At 64.7% G+C, this 16,756-nt stretch carries 15 protein-coding genes; 6 read left to right on the plus strand and 9 right to left on the minus strand.

What is annotated here, in order from left to right:
- Positions 1 to 162: 162 nt before the first annotated feature.
- A complete protein-coding gene (locus Q376_RS0110090) occupies positions 163 to 1,719 on the minus strand; it encodes a mannitol dehydrogenase family protein (protein ID WP_043447265.1) in 1,557 nt (518 codons plus the stop codon).
- A gap of 253 nt (positions 1,720 to 1,972) precedes the next feature.
- On the opposite strand from Q376_RS0110090, the gene Q376_RS0110095 reads away from it, so the two are divergent.
- Both Q376_RS0110095 and Q376_RS25115 read left to right on the plus strand, forming a co-directional pair.
- Positions 1,973 to 2,992, plus strand: coding sequence for an AGE family epimerase/isomerase (locus tag Q376_RS0110095; protein ID WP_027350205.1), 1,020 nt, complete (start codon positions 1,973 to 1,975; stop codon positions 2,990 to 2,992).
- A 123-nt stretch (positions 2,993 to 3,115) separates the two neighbouring features.
- Positions 3,116 to 3,271 (plus strand): hypothetical protein, encoded by a 156-nt coding sequence (locus Q376_RS25115; protein ID WP_169739037.1) that lies wholly within the window; start codon positions 3,116 to 3,118, stop codon positions 3,269 to 3,271.
- Between the two features lie 381 nt (positions 3,272 to 3,652).
- Here Q376_RS25115 and Q376_RS0110105 read toward each other — a convergent pair whose 3' ends face one another.
- A complete protein-coding gene (locus Q376_RS0110105) occupies positions 3,653 to 4,780 on the minus strand; it encodes a M20 family metallopeptidase (protein WP_245598935.1) in 1,128 nt (375 codons plus the stop codon).
- Between the two features lie 29 nt (positions 4,781 to 4,809).
- Positions 4,810 to 5,796: a DMT family transporter gene (locus Q376_RS22205; RefSeq protein ID WP_211266643.1), complete on the minus strand. Its 987-nt coding sequence runs from the start codon at positions 5,794 to 5,796 to the stop codon at positions 4,810 to 4,812.
- Between the two features lie 95 nt (positions 5,797 to 5,891).
- Between Q376_RS22205 and Q376_RS0110115 the strand changes: the two genes are divergently transcribed.
- Positions 5,892 to 6,803: a LysR family transcriptional regulator gene (locus tag Q376_RS0110115; protein ID WP_027350207.1), complete on the plus strand. Its 912-nt coding sequence runs from the start codon at positions 5,892 to 5,894 to the stop codon at positions 6,801 to 6,803.
- A gap of 202 nt (positions 6,804 to 7,005) precedes the next feature.
- Positions 7,006 to 8,334 (plus strand): argininosuccinate synthase, encoded by a 1,329-nt coding sequence (gene argG / locus Q376_RS0110120; RefSeq protein WP_027350208.1) that lies wholly within the window; start codon positions 7,006 to 7,008, stop codon positions 8,332 to 8,334.
- 254 nt (positions 8,335 to 8,588) lie between these two features.
- Here the strand turns inward: argG and Q376_RS0110125 are convergent, their stop codons facing one another.
- On the minus strand, positions 8,589 to 9,347 hold the full coding sequence (locus Q376_RS0110125) for an SDR family NAD(P)-dependent oxidoreductase (RefSeq protein ID WP_027350209.1): 759 nt from the start codon (positions 9,345 to 9,347) through the stop codon (positions 8,589 to 8,591).
- Between the two features lie 145 nt (positions 9,348 to 9,492).
- Here Q376_RS0110125 and Q376_RS0110130 point away from each other — a divergent pair, with 145 nt between their 5' ends.
- Together Q376_RS0110130 and Q376_RS0110135 are read left to right on the plus strand one after the other, a co-directional pair.
- Positions 9,493 to 10,392: a LysR family transcriptional regulator gene (locus tag Q376_RS0110130; protein WP_027350210.1), complete on the plus strand. Its 900-nt coding sequence runs from the start codon at positions 9,493 to 9,495 to the stop codon at positions 10,390 to 10,392.
- Between the two features lie 353 nt (positions 10,393 to 10,745).
- Positions 10,746 to 11,027 (plus strand): hypothetical protein, encoded by a 282-nt coding sequence (locus tag Q376_RS0110135; protein WP_027350211.1) that lies wholly within the window; start codon positions 10,746 to 10,748, stop codon positions 11,025 to 11,027.
- A gap of 178 nt (positions 11,028 to 11,205) precedes the next feature.
- Here the strand turns inward: Q376_RS0110135 and Q376_RS0110140 are convergent, their stop codons facing one another.
- The 5 genes from Q376_RS0110140 to Q376_RS0110160 all read right to left on the minus strand — a co-directional run bounded on the left by Q376_RS0110140 (position 11,206) and on the right by Q376_RS0110160 (position 16,503).
- Complete coding sequence (locus tag Q376_RS0110140) at positions 11,206 to 12,687, minus strand: carboxypeptidase M32 (protein WP_027350212.1); 1,482 nt, start codon at positions 12,685 to 12,687, stop codon at positions 11,206 to 11,208.
- An 83-nt stretch (positions 12,688 to 12,770) separates the two neighbouring features.
- The gene (locus Q376_RS0110145) at positions 12,771 to 14,096 is read right to left on the minus strand and encodes a TRAP transporter large permease (protein WP_027350213.1); all 1,326 of its coding nucleotides are present in this window, start codon (positions 14,094 to 14,096) and stop codon (positions 12,771 to 12,773) included.
- Positions 14,093 to 14,605: a TRAP transporter small permease subunit gene (locus Q376_RS0110150; RefSeq protein ID WP_043447270.1), complete on the minus strand. Its 513-nt coding sequence runs from the start codon at positions 14,603 to 14,605 to the stop codon at positions 14,093 to 14,095. Before Q376_RS0110150 ends, Q376_RS0110145 begins: the two co-directional genes overlap by 4 nt.
- Positions 14,605 to 15,717 (minus strand): TRAP transporter substrate-binding protein, encoded by a 1,113-nt coding sequence (locus Q376_RS0110155; RefSeq protein WP_027350215.1) that lies wholly within the window; start codon positions 15,715 to 15,717, stop codon positions 14,605 to 14,607. Before Q376_RS0110155 ends, Q376_RS0110150 begins: the two co-directional genes overlap by 1 nt.
- A gap of 339 nt (positions 15,718 to 16,056) precedes the next feature.
- Positions 16,057 to 16,503 (minus strand): Lrp/AsnC family transcriptional regulator, encoded by a 447-nt coding sequence (locus Q376_RS0110160; RefSeq protein ID WP_027350216.1) that lies wholly within the window; start codon positions 16,501 to 16,503, stop codon positions 16,057 to 16,059.
- Positions 16,504 to 16,756: the final 253 nt, after the last annotated feature.

Here is a 16,756-nt window from a genome sequence, read left to right on the forward strand (position 1 = left end):
CCGCCCCTCGCATCTAAGCGAGCAAGAGGTGCGTTAGGACCCAAACGGTTCTCGACTCGCCAGGATCGAGAGCGTCGCTGGGTCAAAAGGGGTTTGTCATTAATCTGAGAGGCGCAGAAGTTCCCTGCGCCTCGCCGGTCTTTGGCCCCGGTCACGCGATGCTCAGTCGGGATAGTGCTTGCCGAGGATCGTCTCGCCGAGATGCGCGGCGATCACCTCGTGAATGTCATAGCGGTGCAAATCGCTGATCGCCTGGGCAAGCTGGCTCGCGACCTGCTCCTGGCGCGGTAGCGCGTCGCCGAACACCTCGTCGTAGTCGAGGAAGGTCTCGGCGCGCAGCATCGGGTTCTCGCGCGTCGCCCTGCACAGCCGCCTGATCTCGTCTTTGTTCGGGTCCTGGATGCTGACCGCAGTGCCGGCGGTATCGATCAGCGCGAACCAGCGGATCCAGGCAGCGATGGCGAGGATGGTGCAAGGGATGTCTCGACGCTCGGCGAGGTTGTAGCGCATCGGTTCGAGCAGCCTGGTGGCGAGCTTCATCGAGCCGTTGCGCCCGACCCGACCCACCTCGTGGCGAATCGCCGGATTGGCCAGCCGGCTGATCAGGCCGTCGATGTAGCGATCGCGCCGCTCGCGCGATACCGGCACCGTCGGCCCCTGCTCGGAGCGCATGAAGCGCTCGGCGAGCCGAGCGATCAGCGGATCCTGGATCGCCTCGGCGATGGTGCGATAGCCGGCCAGCGCACCGATGTAGGCGAGCAGCATATGGGTGCCGTTGAGCAGCCTGAGCTTGGCGATCTCGAACGGCTCGACGTCGCTGACGAAGGTCGCCCCCCCTTCTTCCCAGCGCGGCCTGGGGCCATCGAACTCCTCGATCACCCAATCGAGGAACGGCTCGGCCACCACCGGTGCCGCGTCCTCGACACCGAGCAGCCCGAGCGCCTCGGCGCGGTCCGAGTCGCTGGTCGAGGGCGCGATGCGGTCGACCATGGTGTTGGGGAACTGCACGTTGCGCTCGATCCAAGCCGCAAGACCGTCATCCTCGAGCGCGGCGAAATCGCTCACCGCCTGCTTGAGCGTCGCACCGTTGGCGGTGAGATTGTCACAGCAAAGGATCACCGGCGGCACATGCCCCGCATCCCGGGTCAGCGCCAGCCCTCTCACCAGCGCGCCGATCGGCGTCGCCGGGCGCACGGCGCCAAGATCGGCGCGGATCGCCGGGTCCCCGGCGTCCAGCCGGTGGCTTGCGGGATCGAGAAAATAGCCGCGATCGGTGACGGTCAGGGTGACGATCCGGGTCTCGGGATCGGCCAGCCGCGCAGCGAGACCGCGGGCATCGCTCGGGGCATGGACCACCTCGGAGATCGCGCCGATCACCTCGGCACGGCTGCCCTCGGCGCTGCGCTCGATCAGGGTGTAGAGCCCCTGTTGAGGGGCCAGCGCATCGGGGGTGGTGCGACGCACGAGGCTTGCCGAGCTGATTCCCCAGCGCAACCCGGCATCGCCCTCGGCCTCGATCGCACGCTGGGTCACCAGCGCCTGGTGGGCGCGGTGGAAAGCGCCGCAGCCGAGATGGAGTATGCCGCTGCGCAGTTTCGCCGGATCGAAGCGAGGGCGGCGTATTCCGGCCGGAAGCCCGCTCAGGCATGTCCGGTCGAGTCGGCGCACGGAAGAGATCGCATAGGACGGCGGCGTCGTATGGGTTTCAATCACGCTCATGGCTCGTCTCCTGGACGCAAGCCGCAGCGTTGGATACAGCGACGGGCGATGATTCGGCCCGCTTTCGACTCACAGCGCCGGATGGCGCACGCGACCAAAGTCAGCTTGCGACCTGTCGGGTTTTATTGTTGAACCCTATTAGGCTTACCACACCGAGGCCTCGAGGTCACCTTCACTTGGCCCGATCACGCGCAAAGCGAGGCGATTCATGATAGCTTCACGCCGCCCAACCAAGCCCGCAGCAGGCCCTGTGATGACCACTCTCGACCGCTTCCAAGCCATCCTTAGCCGCTACCACGATGCGCTCGTCACCGCGCTCGAAAGCGACGGCCTGGTGCCCGAATTCCTCGCTACCGCCACGCGCAGCGACCGCCCTCCGCGGCTCTTGTGCCAGACCCGGGGCATCATCTACCTGGTGCATTTCCAGCTTGCCTGCGCCCATCCGCCGGCGGCCAAACGGGCAGCCGAGCTCTACGAAGCGATGCGCCCGCGCTATCTGCGCCACCTGGGCGGCCGCTACACGCCGCCCGCCCAGCACGACGGCGGCGCGCGCTACGAGCTCGCCTTCCTGCTCAATGCCCAGGTACAGCTGGCCGAGCTCGAGCCGGTCGAAGGGCTGGACGATGATCTCAACGCCACCCTCGACGACATCCTCTCGGCGCCGTTCGACACCTGGCTGCAGCCGCGGGCGGGCGGCGACTTCCTCGAACTCAACGCCCTGATGCACCTGTTCGAGGCCCTGACCATCACTCAGCGCTACCGGCCACAGCCGCGCATCGCCGCGCATATCGAGCGCATCGCCCGGGTGGCCAGCGAACGCTTCCTCGATACCGAGCACGGCCTGCTCGCCGAACGGATCGCCGAGGACGGCCGGCTGCTCGAGTACGATCTTGGCCACAACTACGAATGGGCCTCGCTGCTCCTGCTGAATGCCGATCTCGGGCTGGACTTCGCCGCCCTCGACCCGAAGACCCTGTGCAGCGCAGCCGAGCGCGTCACTCTCGAATCCTTCGCACCGCGGATGATCTCCAACCAGCTCGACGCCGAGCGCCGCCCGATGGCCTTCGACGCACGCATCTGGGTCAACCTCGAACGCCTGCGCTGCCTGGCACTGAGCGGCTCGCCCCAGGCCGAGCCGCTGCTCGAGGAGATCCTCGATGCCTACTTCCCCGCCGATCTGCCCGAGGAGTACCTCGGCCAGCGCGGGCCGATCAAATCGACCACCGGCTACCATGTGATCGAATGCTATCGGGCAGTGGCGGGTACGCGCTGAACCCGCGCAGGGAGCAAGGAAGTTCGGTCACCATCGGTGAATTGCATACTGCTTGCGCAGTTGGCGCATAGATTGCGCCCACGGCTCCCGCAGCGGAGTCCCGTGTGAACCGAGGTGATTGAAATGATCAAACGTATGCTATGGCTGGCCCCGGTGCTGCTCAGCCTGACCCTCAGCGGCTGCTTCCTCTTTCCGCCTCCGGGCGGCGGCGGTGGCCACGGCGGTGGCGGTCCGGGCGGTGGGCCCGGGGGCGGCCCCGCCGCCGGCGGACATCCCTGAGCGAACCGGCCAACGGCACCCATTCGGGTGCAGTTCCAGACTGCTGACAAAGTATTCGAAGATGCCACGATGGCTTCCAGCCGCCTCCGAGAGCGCGCTGGACGGCAATCGATTGCACCGGGGTTTGCGACATGGATGTCGCGAAAGGCGCGCCCGGACAGGGACGTCCATGCGCGCCGACCCGAGGGCAAGCGATTGATCGGCCAGGGTTTCGCGATCTCGTGGCGGCGCGTCCCCTTTCAGGGGGAGCGCGAGGGGTCCGCCCCTCGCATCTAAGCGAGCTAGAGGTGCGTTAGGACCCAAACGGTTCTCGACTCGCCAGGATCGAGAGCGTCGCTGGGTCAAAAGGGCAACGGCACCCATTCGGGTGCCGTTCGCGCATCAGGCCTCGTCGAGATCGAGCAGGGTCAAGGCCAGCGCCTGGGCGCGGGGAACGAGGCTCGACAGCAGCAGGTATTCACGCTCGGTATGCATCAAGGCGCCGACCGGACCGGTGCCGCAGAGGGTGGGGATGCCGAGGCTCGCGGTGGTACCGGCATCCGAGCAGCCGCCGGTGAACTCGCCCTCGACCTCGAAACCCAGCTCGGCCGCCGAGCGCTGATAGCGGGCCAGCAGCGCCTCGCTCATCTCCCGCTCGAGCGGCAAGAACCCGGAGACCTGGGTCAGCGTCGCCTGGGTACCGGGCAGCTCTTCCCGCGCGGCTATTTCCTCGAGCGCCGCGAACAGCGCTTCGCGCTGCTCGGAGGTGACGAAGCGGGTGTCGATCCGCGCCCGAGCCCATGGCGCCACGGTATTGCTCGAGGTGCCGCCCTCGATCACGCCGACGTTGGTGGTGACGCCGGTGTCGTAGTCGGTCAGCGCGTGGATGCGCTGTATCTTGCGCGCCAGCGCTTCGATCGCGCTGGCACCATCGGCGTGGCTGACCCCGGAGTGCGCCGCGCGGCCCGACACCTCGAGCACCAAGCTCGCCCCGCCCTTGCGCGCGGTGACCAGATTGCCACTGACCCGGCCCGGCTCGGCGTTGAACACCGCGCGAGCGTGGCGCACCGCGGCCTCGATCAGCGCCTTGCCATCCGGCGAGCCGATCTCCTCGTCGGCGGTGAACACCGCTTTGAGCGGGAAGGCCAGCCCGCCGGTGCGCGCCAGCGCGGCGAGCACGAAAAGGTTCATCACCAGCCCGCCTTTCATGTCGGCGACGCCGGGGCCGAAGGCCATGCCGTCGTGCTCTTCGTAGCTGCGCTCGGCCACCGTACCGGTGGGGAACACGGTATCGCGATGGCCGAGCAGGACCACCGCGCCCTCACCCTCGCCCAAGCAGGCCTCGAACAGGTCGCCGAAGCGCGGCCGTGGCGTGCGCCGCACCTCGATACCCATTGCCTTGCACCAGTCGGATATCGCTTCGCCCACCGAGTCGACCCCGGCCTTGTCGTGGCTGTGCGAGTCGATGTCGACCAGCAGCGCCAGCAGCGCGCGCATCGCCTCCTGCTGTTCCGCCAGCCACTCGGTCACTGCCGCCCGCCTTGCTCCCGACCCTTCGTTCATCCCTTCCTCGCTTCGATGGTTGTTGTTTCAGGTTCAGCGAGTGTGGCACCCACGGCCTCGGCAGGTCGAGCGGCAGGTGCGTCGGGCTCGCTCATCCCGCCCGAGGCACTTGCCCGGATCGCCCATAGCGAGGCGAAGACGATGGCGCAGCCGCCGGCCCAGGCGCCGACGCTCAATCGCTCATCGAGCCAAAAGGCGGCGAACAGCGCGCCGAACAGCGGCTCGCTGCCCATCAGCAACGAGACACGGGTGGGACTTGCATGGCGCAGCGCATGGTTCTGGACGAAGAAGGCGAACAAGGTGCAGCACACCACCAGGTAGCCGAGCGCAAGCCAGAACGGCCAGGCGCGTGGCAGCGCTGGCAGCCCCTCCCCCGGCAGCGACAGGGCGAGGGCGATCGCTCCACCGGCGACCACCAGCGACTGCACCGCGGTCAATGCCAGGGCATCGCTCTCCCGGCTCAGTCGCTGGCGTCGGGTCATGCAGACCATCAGCGCACGCAGAAGCGCGGCGAGCAGGATCAGTCCATCGCCGAGCCCCACGCGAAGCTCGAGCTCGCCCGCCAGCAAGGCGGCGCCGCCAAGCGCGAGCCCACAAGCGCCGAGCACCTGGGCGCGCGGGCGCACCCCGAGCAGCGCCCATTCGAGCAGCGGAGTGAAGACCACGCAGAGGCTGATCAGGAACGCAGCATTGGCGGCCGAAGTATGGACCACGCCATACATCTCGCAGAGGAAGATCGCCAGCAGCAGCGCACCGAGCGGGAGCGCACCGAGTCCGGGCCAGGCGCCGCGCCGGATCAGGCGCGGGGCGAGCAGCAAGGCGGCGAGCCCGAAACGCAAGGCAATGAAGCCGAGCACCGGATAGAGCGCGAGCGCCTCCTTGGCGATGGCGTAGCTGCTCCCCCAGGCCACGGCGACCAATAGCAGCATCAGGTCGACGTAGCGAGGCACGGTGAGCGAATGGGCAACGGTTGGCGGATGCATCGAAAGCGTTCTCCATGACAAGAGCCGCCATTGTCCATTCATGCGTATAGCGCCGATAATCCAGCGCAATGACACAACACTCGTTCCCCAGGATCATGAATCGACACGACACCATGCTGCCCTGGCTGGTCACCTTCGTGCAGGTGGTCGAGAGCGGCAGCTTCACCGCCGCCTCGACCCAGCTCGGCCTCAGCCCTTCGGCAGTGAGCCGTCAGATCGGCAAGCTCGAAACGGGGCTCTCGCTGCGGCTGTTCGAGCGCTCGACCCGGCGGCTGCGGCTCACTGACTCGGGCCAGGCGGCCTACTCCCAGGCTCGCGAGATGGTCGACGCCTTCGAGGCCACGCTCGGCCTCGCCGAGCGCCTCGAGGCCGCACCGCGCGGCGTGCTGCGGGTGGCGATGCCCAAGGCCTTCGGCAAGTACCTGATGCTGCCGTTGATACCGGGGCTGCTCGAGCGCTACCCCGAACTCGAGCTGCGGCTGATCCTCGACGACCGGCTGGTCGATCCGATCAAGGAGGGCTTCGACGCCATGGTGAGGATCACCGAGACACCGCCGCCCGGCATGGCCGGCCGGCCGCTGACCGAGGTCGAGCACCTGCTCTGCGCCTCGCCGGCCTACCTCGAGCGCCACGGCGAACCCGCCACCCCCGAGGCGCTGGCCGAGCATGCCTGCATCTTTCTCGGTGAAACTCCAGCCGATAGCCTCTGGCGTCTCGCCCGCGGCAGCGAGCAGCGAAGGGTCGCGGTACGCGGACGCTACGCCTGCAACCACAGCGAGGCGCGCCTGGAGGCAGCGCTCGCCGGTCTCGGCATCGCCACGCTGCCACGCTTCACCGCGGCCCGGGCGCTGGCCGAGGAGCGGCTGCGCCAGGTACTGCCGGAGTGGCGCTATACCAGCACCTACCACGGCACCGCCTGGTTGCTCTACCCGCCCAAGCGCTTCGTGCCGCCGCGCTTGCGCGCCTTCGGCGAATACTTGGCCTGCATGCTCGAAGGGCATCGCTGACGCCGGTTCGTGGGCAGCGTCGTTCGCGGTTATAATGCTGCGACTCAAGGACCCGCGAATCGCTCCTCCCGTCGGCCTCGCCCGGCCAGGTCGAGGGCGGCTCGCCGTCCGCTCGAACGCGCCGTGCTTGACCCCGCCCGTAGCGGCTCTGGATACTGCCGCGACGCGTAAATACAACCCTCAGCGACGACACCAGGCCCCAATGAGCACCATCCTCGAACATCTTCCCCACGGCGAGAAGGTCGGCATCGCCTTCTCCGGCGGCCTCGACACCAGCGCGGCGCTTTTGTGGATGCGCCAGAAAGGCGCGGTGCCCTATGCCTATACCGCGCATCTCGGCCAGCCGGACGAGAGCGACTACGACGAGATTCCGCGCAAGGCGATGAGCTACGGCGCGGAGAATGCCCGACTGATCGACTGCCGCATGCAGCTGGTCAACGAGGGGATCGCGGCGTTGCAAAGTGGTGCCTTCCACGTCACCACCGCCGGGGTCACCTACTTCAACACCACCCCGATCGGCCGCGCGGTGACCGGCACCATGCTGGTCGCGGCGATGAAGGAAGACGACGTCCACATCTGGGGCGACGGCAGCACCTACAAGGGCAACGACATCGAGCGATTCTATCGCTATGGCCTGATGACCAATCCGGCGCTGCGGATCTACAAGCCGTGGCTCGACCAGGACTTCATCGATGAGCTCGGCGGTCGCAAGGAGATGTCCGAGTTCATGAACGCCAACGGCTTCGACTACAAGATGTCGACCGAAAAGGCCTACTCCACCGACTCCAACATCCTCGGCGCCACCCACGAGGCGAAGGATCTCGAGTTCCTCGACAGCGGGATCAAGATCGTCCAGCCGATCATGGGTACTGCGTTCTGGAAAGAAGAGGTGCAGATCAAGCCCGAGACCGTCAGCGTGCGCTTCGAGGAAGGCCGCCCGGTGGCACTGAACGGCATCGAGTACGCCGATCCCGTCGAACTGATCCTCGAAGCCAACCGGATCGGCGGCCGTCACGGGCTCGGCATGTCGGACCAGATCGAGAACCGGATCATCGAGGCGAAGAGCCGCGGGATCTACGAAGCCCCCGGCATGGCGCTGCTGTTCATCGCCTACGAGCGGCTGGTCACCGGCATCCACAACGAAGACACCATCGAGCAGTACCGGATCAACGGCCTGCGGCTCGGCCGGCTGCTCTACCAGGGCCGCTGGTTCGACCCGCAGGCGCTGATGCTGCGTGAAACCGCCCAGCGCTGGGTCGCCCGCGCGGTCACCGGTGAGGTGGTGATCGAGCTGCGCCGCGGCAACGACTACTCGCTGCTCGATACCGTCTCTCCCAACCTGACCTACAAGGCCGAGCGCCTGACCATGGAGAAGGGCGAGTCGAGCTTCACCCCGCGCGACCGCATCGGTCAGCTGACCATGCGCAACCACGACATCAGCGACACTCGCGAGAAGCTCGCCACCTACGTGAACAGCGGCCTGCTGGCCAAGCCGGACAACGGCGGCCTGCCGAAGATCGAAGAGGACTGATCCCGACGCGCCAGCGCAAGTACGACCTGCACTCGATGCTCAATGCCTTGCGCTGGAGGGCCGCACGTTGCAGTGCAGGGGCGAGAGCGGTCCGCGTGCCGGCTACGATGGCTACAAGCGCAAGAAGGGGTGGCCTATCGTTCGGCAATCGCCCAGCCCTGGGGCGAGCCAGTGATAACCGCCACTTCGTTTCGAAGATCTGTCATTTGGTCCTTCTCGGCCCACCGCCTGAACGGACGGTGGGCCAGTGAGATTCAAAGGTTCATGCCACCCGAGGCTTCGATACGCTGGCCCGTGACCCAGCGGCTATCCTCGGACAGCAGCGATGCGACCAACAAACCGATATCGTCAGGCAAGCCAGGACGACCCAGCGCCGTAACAGCGGCGACATGCTGGTTGACTGCCGGGTTGTCGCGCACGACGCCGCCGCTGAAATCAGTCTGGATGGCACCAGGAGCCACAGCGTTGACCGTAATCCCGCGCGAGCCGAGTTCCTTGGCGAGATAAACAGTGAAGACCTCGATCGCGCCCTTGAGCGAAGCGTAGGGGATTGTATCGGGCGTGGTGAATCGGGTGAGGCCAGTAGAAATGTTGATGATGCGGCCACCGTCGTTGAGCAGCGGCAGCAGCTTTTGGGTCAGGAACACCACGCCCTTGAAGTTGACTGAGTAAATCCGGTCAAGCACTTCCTCGGTGAGCGATGCAAAAGCCGTATGGTCAGAAATACCGGCATTGTTGACGAGATAATCGAAGCGTTTTGCGCCAAGTGTCGCAAGGGCACTGCGAACATCGCCGACAAAACCATCGAACGAGGCGACATTGCCGGTGTCCAGCTCGAGAGCGATTGCCTTGCCGCCTATCTCCTGGACAGCAGCCACGACCTTTTCGGCTTCATCAGAACTCGAGTTGTAGGTGAAGACCGAGTGGACGCCGCGCTTGGCGAGCTGAAGCACAGTGCTCCGGCCGAGGCCACGGCTACCGCCGGTCACGATCGCGATGCGATTGGTGGTCATTATCTTTCTCCATTAATGGTCATGGTCTTCTCTTTGAAGACGGCGGCTTCGCGTAGATCAATTCGCCGACTGAAGGGAATGTAGGCTCCACCATTGTCCGACACAATCATGCAATTAATTAACAGCCTGAACGGAATTACGTACAATGACAGTTGACCTTGCTGGAGTGCGTGCATTCATCGCAGTCGCGCAGGCCGGCGGCTTCAGAGATGCGGCGCGGGCGACGGGGATTAGCGCCTCCAGCCTGAGCGATTCCGTGAAACGTCTCGAGGCGCGCATGGGTGCGCGGTTGCTCAATCGGACGACGCGGAGCGTTGCGACAACCGAGGTCGGCTCGCGGATCCTCGACCGCCTAATGTCCGTGATGGAAGACTTGGAAGCGACACTGGATCTCGTCAACGATTACCGCACGACCCCGCGCGGTAAGTTGACGCTTAACGTACCCATCAATGCGGCAAGGCTCGTGCTGCCTCGCATCCTCCCCCAGTTTCTCTCGGCGTATCCAGACGTTCAGGTTGACGTGGTGGTGGATGACAGCTTCGTGGATATCGTGACAGCCGGTTGCGATGCCGGAATTCGCTACGACGAGCGGCTGGAAAAGGATATGGTCGCGGTGCCGATCGGCCCGCGGCGACAACGCTTTGCAACGGCGGCATCTCCGGCTTATCTCAACCAGCGTGGGCGGCCGGAGCACCCACGAGACTTGCTGAACCACGCCTGTTTACCGGGAAAGTTCGCCAGCGGTACGCTGGCAACGTGGGAGTTCGAGCGTGCAGGAGAGGTCGTGCGAATCGAGCCGTCTGGTGCGCTAACCGTTCACGTTACGGCAATCGATCTCGCAGTTTCCACGGCCATTGCCGATGGTGGAATCGTGCATTTGTTCGAAGATTGGTTGCAGCCTGCAATTGACAATGGCCAACTCGAACCCGTGTTGCAGCCATGGTGGCAGAGCTTCACCGGGCCGTTTCTCTATTATCCGGGAAAGGATCATCTGCCCGCTCCACTTCGAGCTTTCATCGACTTTGCACAGCGCAATCGGTGGTAGCCGCTCCAGAAATCGAGGCTTGTTCTGGATCGCGAGCCAGCCTGTAGGGCGTCATGAACTTTTAACCAGGGAGGCCGTATTGCTGACCATCTCGTCGGAACGTGGTCGGATACGGGCGAGCGGGCTTCATCCCGTTACGATAGCGGGACAAGTTCAAAGTTCATGATGCCCTCTAGCCCGCCGCAGCGCGCCTGGCCCTCTCCAGATCGATGCATGGTTTCCATTTTGGAAACATAGAGCTTCCATTAGAAACCTACTAATAATTAGCACTCTCACTATAATGACTCCATCGCACAAGGCAGCAGCCATGAAGGCTCGACGCCACTGCGCCCATACGAATGGAGCAAGAAATCATGAAAGCACTCAAACTCATCGTTGCCGCTTCGGCCATCGCTCTCGGTGCCACCAGCCTCCAGGCCAGTGCTTCGACCTACCCGAGCATCGATACCCAACCGGGTGGCAACCACGCCCAGATCACCCAGAGCATCGACAGCCGTCCGGGCGGCAACCACGCCCAGACCCCGAGCATCGATAGCCGTCCCGGTGGCAACTACGTGAACGTCGACTACGCCGCTCCTGCCTCTGCCCTGGGCAGCGACGAACGCGGTCTCGACACCAAACCGGGCTCTCGCTGATCGATCGTTCGACCCGGCACCCGAATCGAAGCGGGGTGGCTCCTTGGAGCCACCCCGTTTTTTTTCATGCTGGAGGTGCTGGAGGCGGTGAGAAAAATCCCGTGCGCCGAATCCGGATTTGAAGACCCGTCGATGGTGAGCGTTCGACGCACGAGGGTAGCCGCAGCGCGGCTTGCCTCTAAGCGTATCGGCGCTCGAGATGGGCGCGATAGGCCTGGGTACCGACCGGCGCACCGGTAGCTCGACGCAGCAGCTCGTCGGTCGAGTAGCGGCTGCCGTGGCTCCAGACGTTGGCTTCCAGCCAGTCGAACAGCACACCGAGTTCGCCGCCGGCGATCCGCTCGTCGAGCCCGGGCAGCGCCTGGCGCGCGGCGGCGAACAGCTGGGCTGAGTAGATCGCCCCGAGGGTATAGGTCGGAAAGTAGCCGAAACCGCCGTCGGTCCAGTGGATGTCCTGCATGCAGCCGTTGCGGTAGTCGCCGCGGGTGTCGACGCCGAGATAGCGCAGCATCCGCTCGTCCCAGGCCGCTGGAATATCCTCGACCTCGAGCTCGCCTTCGATCAGCGCGCGCTCGATCTGGTAGCGCAACATCACGTGGGCGGGATAGCAAAGCTCGTCCGCGTCGACCCTGATTCTGCCCGGCGCGACCCGCCTCACCCGCCGAGCCAGCGCCTCCAGCTCGAGCCCGGGCCGAGCCCCGAAGTGATTACTCACCATCGGCTGGAGCAGCGACAGAAAAGCATCCGAGCGCGCCAGCTGCATCTCGAACGAAAGGCTTTGCGACTCATGCATCCCCATCGAGCGGGCCAGCCCGACCGGTCGCCCCTGGAAGCGCGAAGGCAGGTTCTGCTCATAGCGCGCATGCCCCGTCTCATGGATCACGCTCATCAGCGCGGGAAGAAAGTCACCCTCATCGAAGCGCGTGGTAATGCGCACATCGGTAGGAACCCCTCCACAGAAGGGGTGAGCGCTCACATCGAGGCGCCCCGCGTCGAAGTCGAAACCGAGCAGCGCCATCACCTCGAGCCCGAGGCGTCGCTGGGCCTCGAGATCGAAAGCACCCTCGAGCGGAGTTTCGGCCACCCGCGCCTGGCGCTCCAGCGCTCGCTCGATCAGCGCGGGCAGCCAGCCGCTGAGATCGGCGAACAGCGCATCCAGCCGCTCGGCACGCATGCCCGGCTCGTAGTGGTCGAGCAGCGCATCGTAGCGGCCGAGCCCGGTAAGCTCGGCGCGAATCGACGCCTCTTCGCGGGCAAGACGCACCACCTCGCGCAGGTTGGCTGCGAAGCCCGACCAGTCGTTGGCCGGACGCTGGCGCCGCCAGGCATGCTCGCAGCGTGCGCCGGCCAGTGACTTGGCCTCGAGCAGCGCCGGCGGCAGCGCGGTCTCCCAGGCGTGACGCCGCTTCATCTCGACGAGATCGGCACGCTGGTCGTCGTCCAGCGACTCCTGCTCGGCCGCCGACAGCAGCTCCCCGACCCGGGGAGCTGCGAGCCGCGCCTGGATCTCGAGTTCGAGCTCGGCCATCGCTTCGGCACGCGCCGTGCTTCCCTTCGATGACATCATCACGTGCATGTCCCAACCAGAGATCGCACTCAGGTGCTCGAGCCGGGATAGCCGTTGGAATAGATCGCAGAGGGAAGCGTAGGCGGAGGTCATGGAGAGCGGTCACCGTGCAGTGGGAGGGGAGCCTGAGCGTTCGAGTCTATCGCATCCCGGCGGCTCGTCCCCCCCACTGCCGGCTACCAGCCGATCGCTTCGGGCAACCAGGTCGCGAGCGCCGGGAAGAAGAATACCAGCGCGACCGCGAGCATCTGCAGCACGACGAACGGAAGGGCGCCGAGGTAGATGTCGCTGGTCTTGACCCCGGGCGGCGCGACGCCCTTGAGGAAGAACAACGACCAGCCGAACGGCGGGGTGAGGAACGACATCTGCAGGTTGAGCGCCACCAGGATCGCCAGCCACACCATGTCGGTGCCATAGCCGAGAAACACCGGCAGGAACATCGGCAGTGCGATGTAGGAGATCTCGATCCACTCGAGGAAGAAGCCGAGCACGAACAGCACCGCCATCAAGAAAAGGATCGCGCCCAGCTCTCCGCCCGGTAGCATCATGAACAGATCGTGCACCAGCGCCTCGCCACCGAGCCCGCGGAAAGCAAGCGAGAACGGCTGGGAACAGAGCAGGATGAGGAAGATCATCGCGCTGATGCTCAGCGTGCCATGCAGCGTCTGCTTGAGTACCTGCCAGCTCAAGCGCCGCGAGACGATCGCGATCACCAGGCTGCCCAGCGCGCCCATCGAGGCCGCCTCGGTGGGTGCTGCGATCCCGGCGATGATCGAACCGAGCACCGCGACCACCAGCAGCAGCGGAGGCAGCACCGAGCTGAGGATATCCTTGCCCAGCTGCAGGCGAGAGGTCTGGCTGCGCTCCTCGAGCGGAATGGCCGGCATCCAGTCGGGCCGCAGCCATCCCAGCAGCAGGATGAAGATGGCGTAGATCGATGCCAGCGCCATGCTGGGAATGAAGGCGGCGGCGAAGATCGATCCGACCGACTCACCGAGGATATCGGCCAGCAGGATCAGCACCAGGCTGGGTGGGATGATCTGCCCAAGGGTACCGGAGGCGCATATCGTGCCGCAGGCGATGCTGGTCTTGTAGCCGCGCCGCAGCAGCACCGGCAGCGTGAGCAGCCCGATGGTGACCACCGTGGCACCGACGATGCCGGTCGAAGCCCCGAGCAGCACGCCGACCAGTACGATGGCCAGCCCCATTCCGCCGTTCAGCCCTCGCATCGCCTTGCCGATCGTGTCGAGCATGTCCACGGCGATCCGCGACTTCTCGAGCATCACGCCCATGAACGTGAACAGCGGGATCGCAAGCAGGGTGTAGTTGCTCACCACGCCATACATGCGCGAGGGCAGGAGGCTGAACAGCATCGGTCCGAAACCGATGAAGCCGGCGACGAAGCCGGAGACCGCCAGCGAGATCGCCACCGGGACGCCAATCATCATCATCGTGAAGAAACCCGCGACCATGATGATCGGTAATAGCTCGTTCGGGCTCATGGCGTCTGCTCCCCGCCGTCCTTGGCCGCCAGCGCGCAAAGCGCTCGCAGCGTATCCGCGACGCCCTGCAGCGCGAACAGGCCGAAGCCGATCACCAGCAATGACTTCAGCAGGTACCTGTACGACAGCCCGCCGGGGTCCGGCGAGCCCTCGCCGATCCGGTAGGACTGCATCACGTAGGGAAATGCGACCCATGCGATGAAGCCGCCCACCGCGCAGGTAGCGATAGCGCTGAACAGATCGATGCCGGCTCGAACTCGCGGGCGAAACTTTTCATAAAGGAAGTCGACCCGGACGTCGGCACGGTGCTTGAGGGTATAGGCCATCCCGATCAGCGCGATCGGCGAGAGCAGGTGCCATTCGAACTCTTGAAAGGCCACCGAACTGAAGCCGAGGAAATTGCGCCCCAGCACGTTGAAGGCCACCAGCAGCACCAGCAGCAGAACGCACCACCGCGCCACCCACCCCACCGCCTCGACGATCCTCTCTATGCCATGGACCACGGACATCATGCGCGTCCATCCCCCAGGTTCATGAACCCGCGCTCGCCGACCGCCGCCCATGAAGCGTACTTGGCGCGAAACGCCATGAAGTGATCATGTATCCGCTGGGTAGCCGGATCGGCCGCGGCCATGCTCGACAAGGTATCGTTGGTCACTTCATACAGACGGGCGATGATCTCGGGCGGCAGCGGGCGGGCGATGACCCCTTCGTTGCTGACCAAGTCCTCCAAGGCATCGGCATTGACGGCGTCGGACCAAGCGAGGCTTTCGTTGTTGCACGCCTGGGCCGCGTTCCTGACGATCGCCTGGAGATCCTCCGGCAGGCCGTCCCAGGCGCCCTTGTTGATGATCAGCTCGGTGACGTTGGTCGGCTCGTGCCAGCCGGTGGTGTAGTAGTTCTTCGCCGCGTTGTGCAGCCCCATGCGCCGGTCCTGATAGGGCCCGACGAACTCAGCGGCATCGATCACCCCACGCTCCAGCGCAGGGAATATCTCGCCCCCCGGGAGCAGCCTGACCGAAACGCCCAGCTCGCTGTAGACCCTGCCCGCGAGCCCAGGGATGCGCATTTGCAGCCCGTTGAGATCATCGACGCTTTCCAGCGGCTGGCGGAACCAGCCGGTCATCTGGGTACCGGTGTTACCCATCGGCATCGGCACCAGCCCGAAGGGCTCGTACAGCTCCTCCCACAGCGCCAACCCGCCACCGTTGTAGATCCAGGCGTTCATCCCCTGGGTATTCATGCCGAACGGCACGGCGGTGAAGTACTGCGCGGCGGGCACCCTGCCCGACCAGAAGAATGCGTTGGCGGCGTTCATCTCCACCAGACCGCTGGACACCGCGTCGAATCCCTCCAGCGCAGGAATCAGCTCTCCCGCGGCGAAATGCTGGATTTTCAGCCGTCCTCCCGACATCGACGCGACCCGCTCGCAGAAATCGGTCGGGCTACCCGGCCCCTGCACGTAGAACGGTGACCCAGGAGCGTAGGCATTGGTCATTTTCCAGTTGAACGTTCTATTGCTGTCCGCCCTGACTACCGCAGGAGCACCGAGGATCAAACCAGCGCCAGTACCGGCAGCGATGGCGCTCTTGGCCAGGAAATTGCGTCGATTCAGGCTCATCGAAGGCTTACTCATGGTGGTGGAGGATGCGTTGAGTGACGAATGTAAATTCGAAGCTCAGCTCAAACAGCAATCCGCATGCCATGAATGTTCGCGCAACTTATTGATTTTCAGCCCTAAAATTAACTATAACTTAACCATATTGAAGTGTGCGCACTAAAAAGCATCAGTGCGCTTCACTATTTCGTAGCGAAATGGAAACCGGAGCCGCCATGTGCATTCATTTGTCATCCAACCTGTCGTTTTCCACCCCGTTCCATTTCTCTGGCGCAGCTGCCGTTGCCGGATGTCACCTACGCACCAGCGTCGTTAGGCTGCACGAATTTAACGCACGGCTCGCTACAACCGAGCGCCGCCGCGCCGGTGCTTGACCCGCGTCATCAGCGCCGTGCAATTGACCGAGAGGATCTCGGGACGATTGAAGATATGCTCGCGCACGAAGGCCTCGAATCTTTCAGGGCCATCGGTCAGGGTATGCACATGCAGGCTCTTCAGATCGCTCATGATGTAGAGACTGACGACTTCGAGCGTGGATGCCAGCCGCTCGGCCACTTGCTCGATCGCATGCGGAGCGACAGTCAGATCGACGAAGTTCGAAATGCTCTTGCCCAGCTTTTCAGGATTGATCACGGTGGTGAAGCTCTCGATCACCCCGCTGTCGACCAATGCCTTGACCCGCACCCGGGCGTAGGCGCGTGAAATGTTCAGCTGCCGCGCCATATCGGCATACGACACCCGCGAGTCCTTGATCAGGATATTGAGTAGTGCGTTGTCCAGTTGATCCATCGATCCCAGCCCTTGAAAAAATTGTTCACCCAAGCCGGAGCCGATGAGGAACCCGGCAGGAACGCCATGGCTCCCCCGTTCGCGTCTCTCGATGCGCTTCTTGCTTGAAATGCTTGGATGGCCGGCGAGGAACGAGCCGAGTCAAACCACGGCCCTGGCGCCAAGGCCCGATCTCTCAGCCCCGCTCGTGGTGAGCCGGGCCCTCACCGATCCAAGCCGCATCACCAAAGGCCGAGGGGCCCGAGTCGAACCA

The sequence above is a fragment of the Halotalea alkalilenta DSM 17697 genome, assembly GCF_000621205.1.
In the GTDB taxonomy this organism is placed as follows: domain Bacteria; phylum Pseudomonadota; class Gammaproteobacteria; order Pseudomonadales; family Halomonadaceae; genus Halotalea; species Halotalea alkalilenta.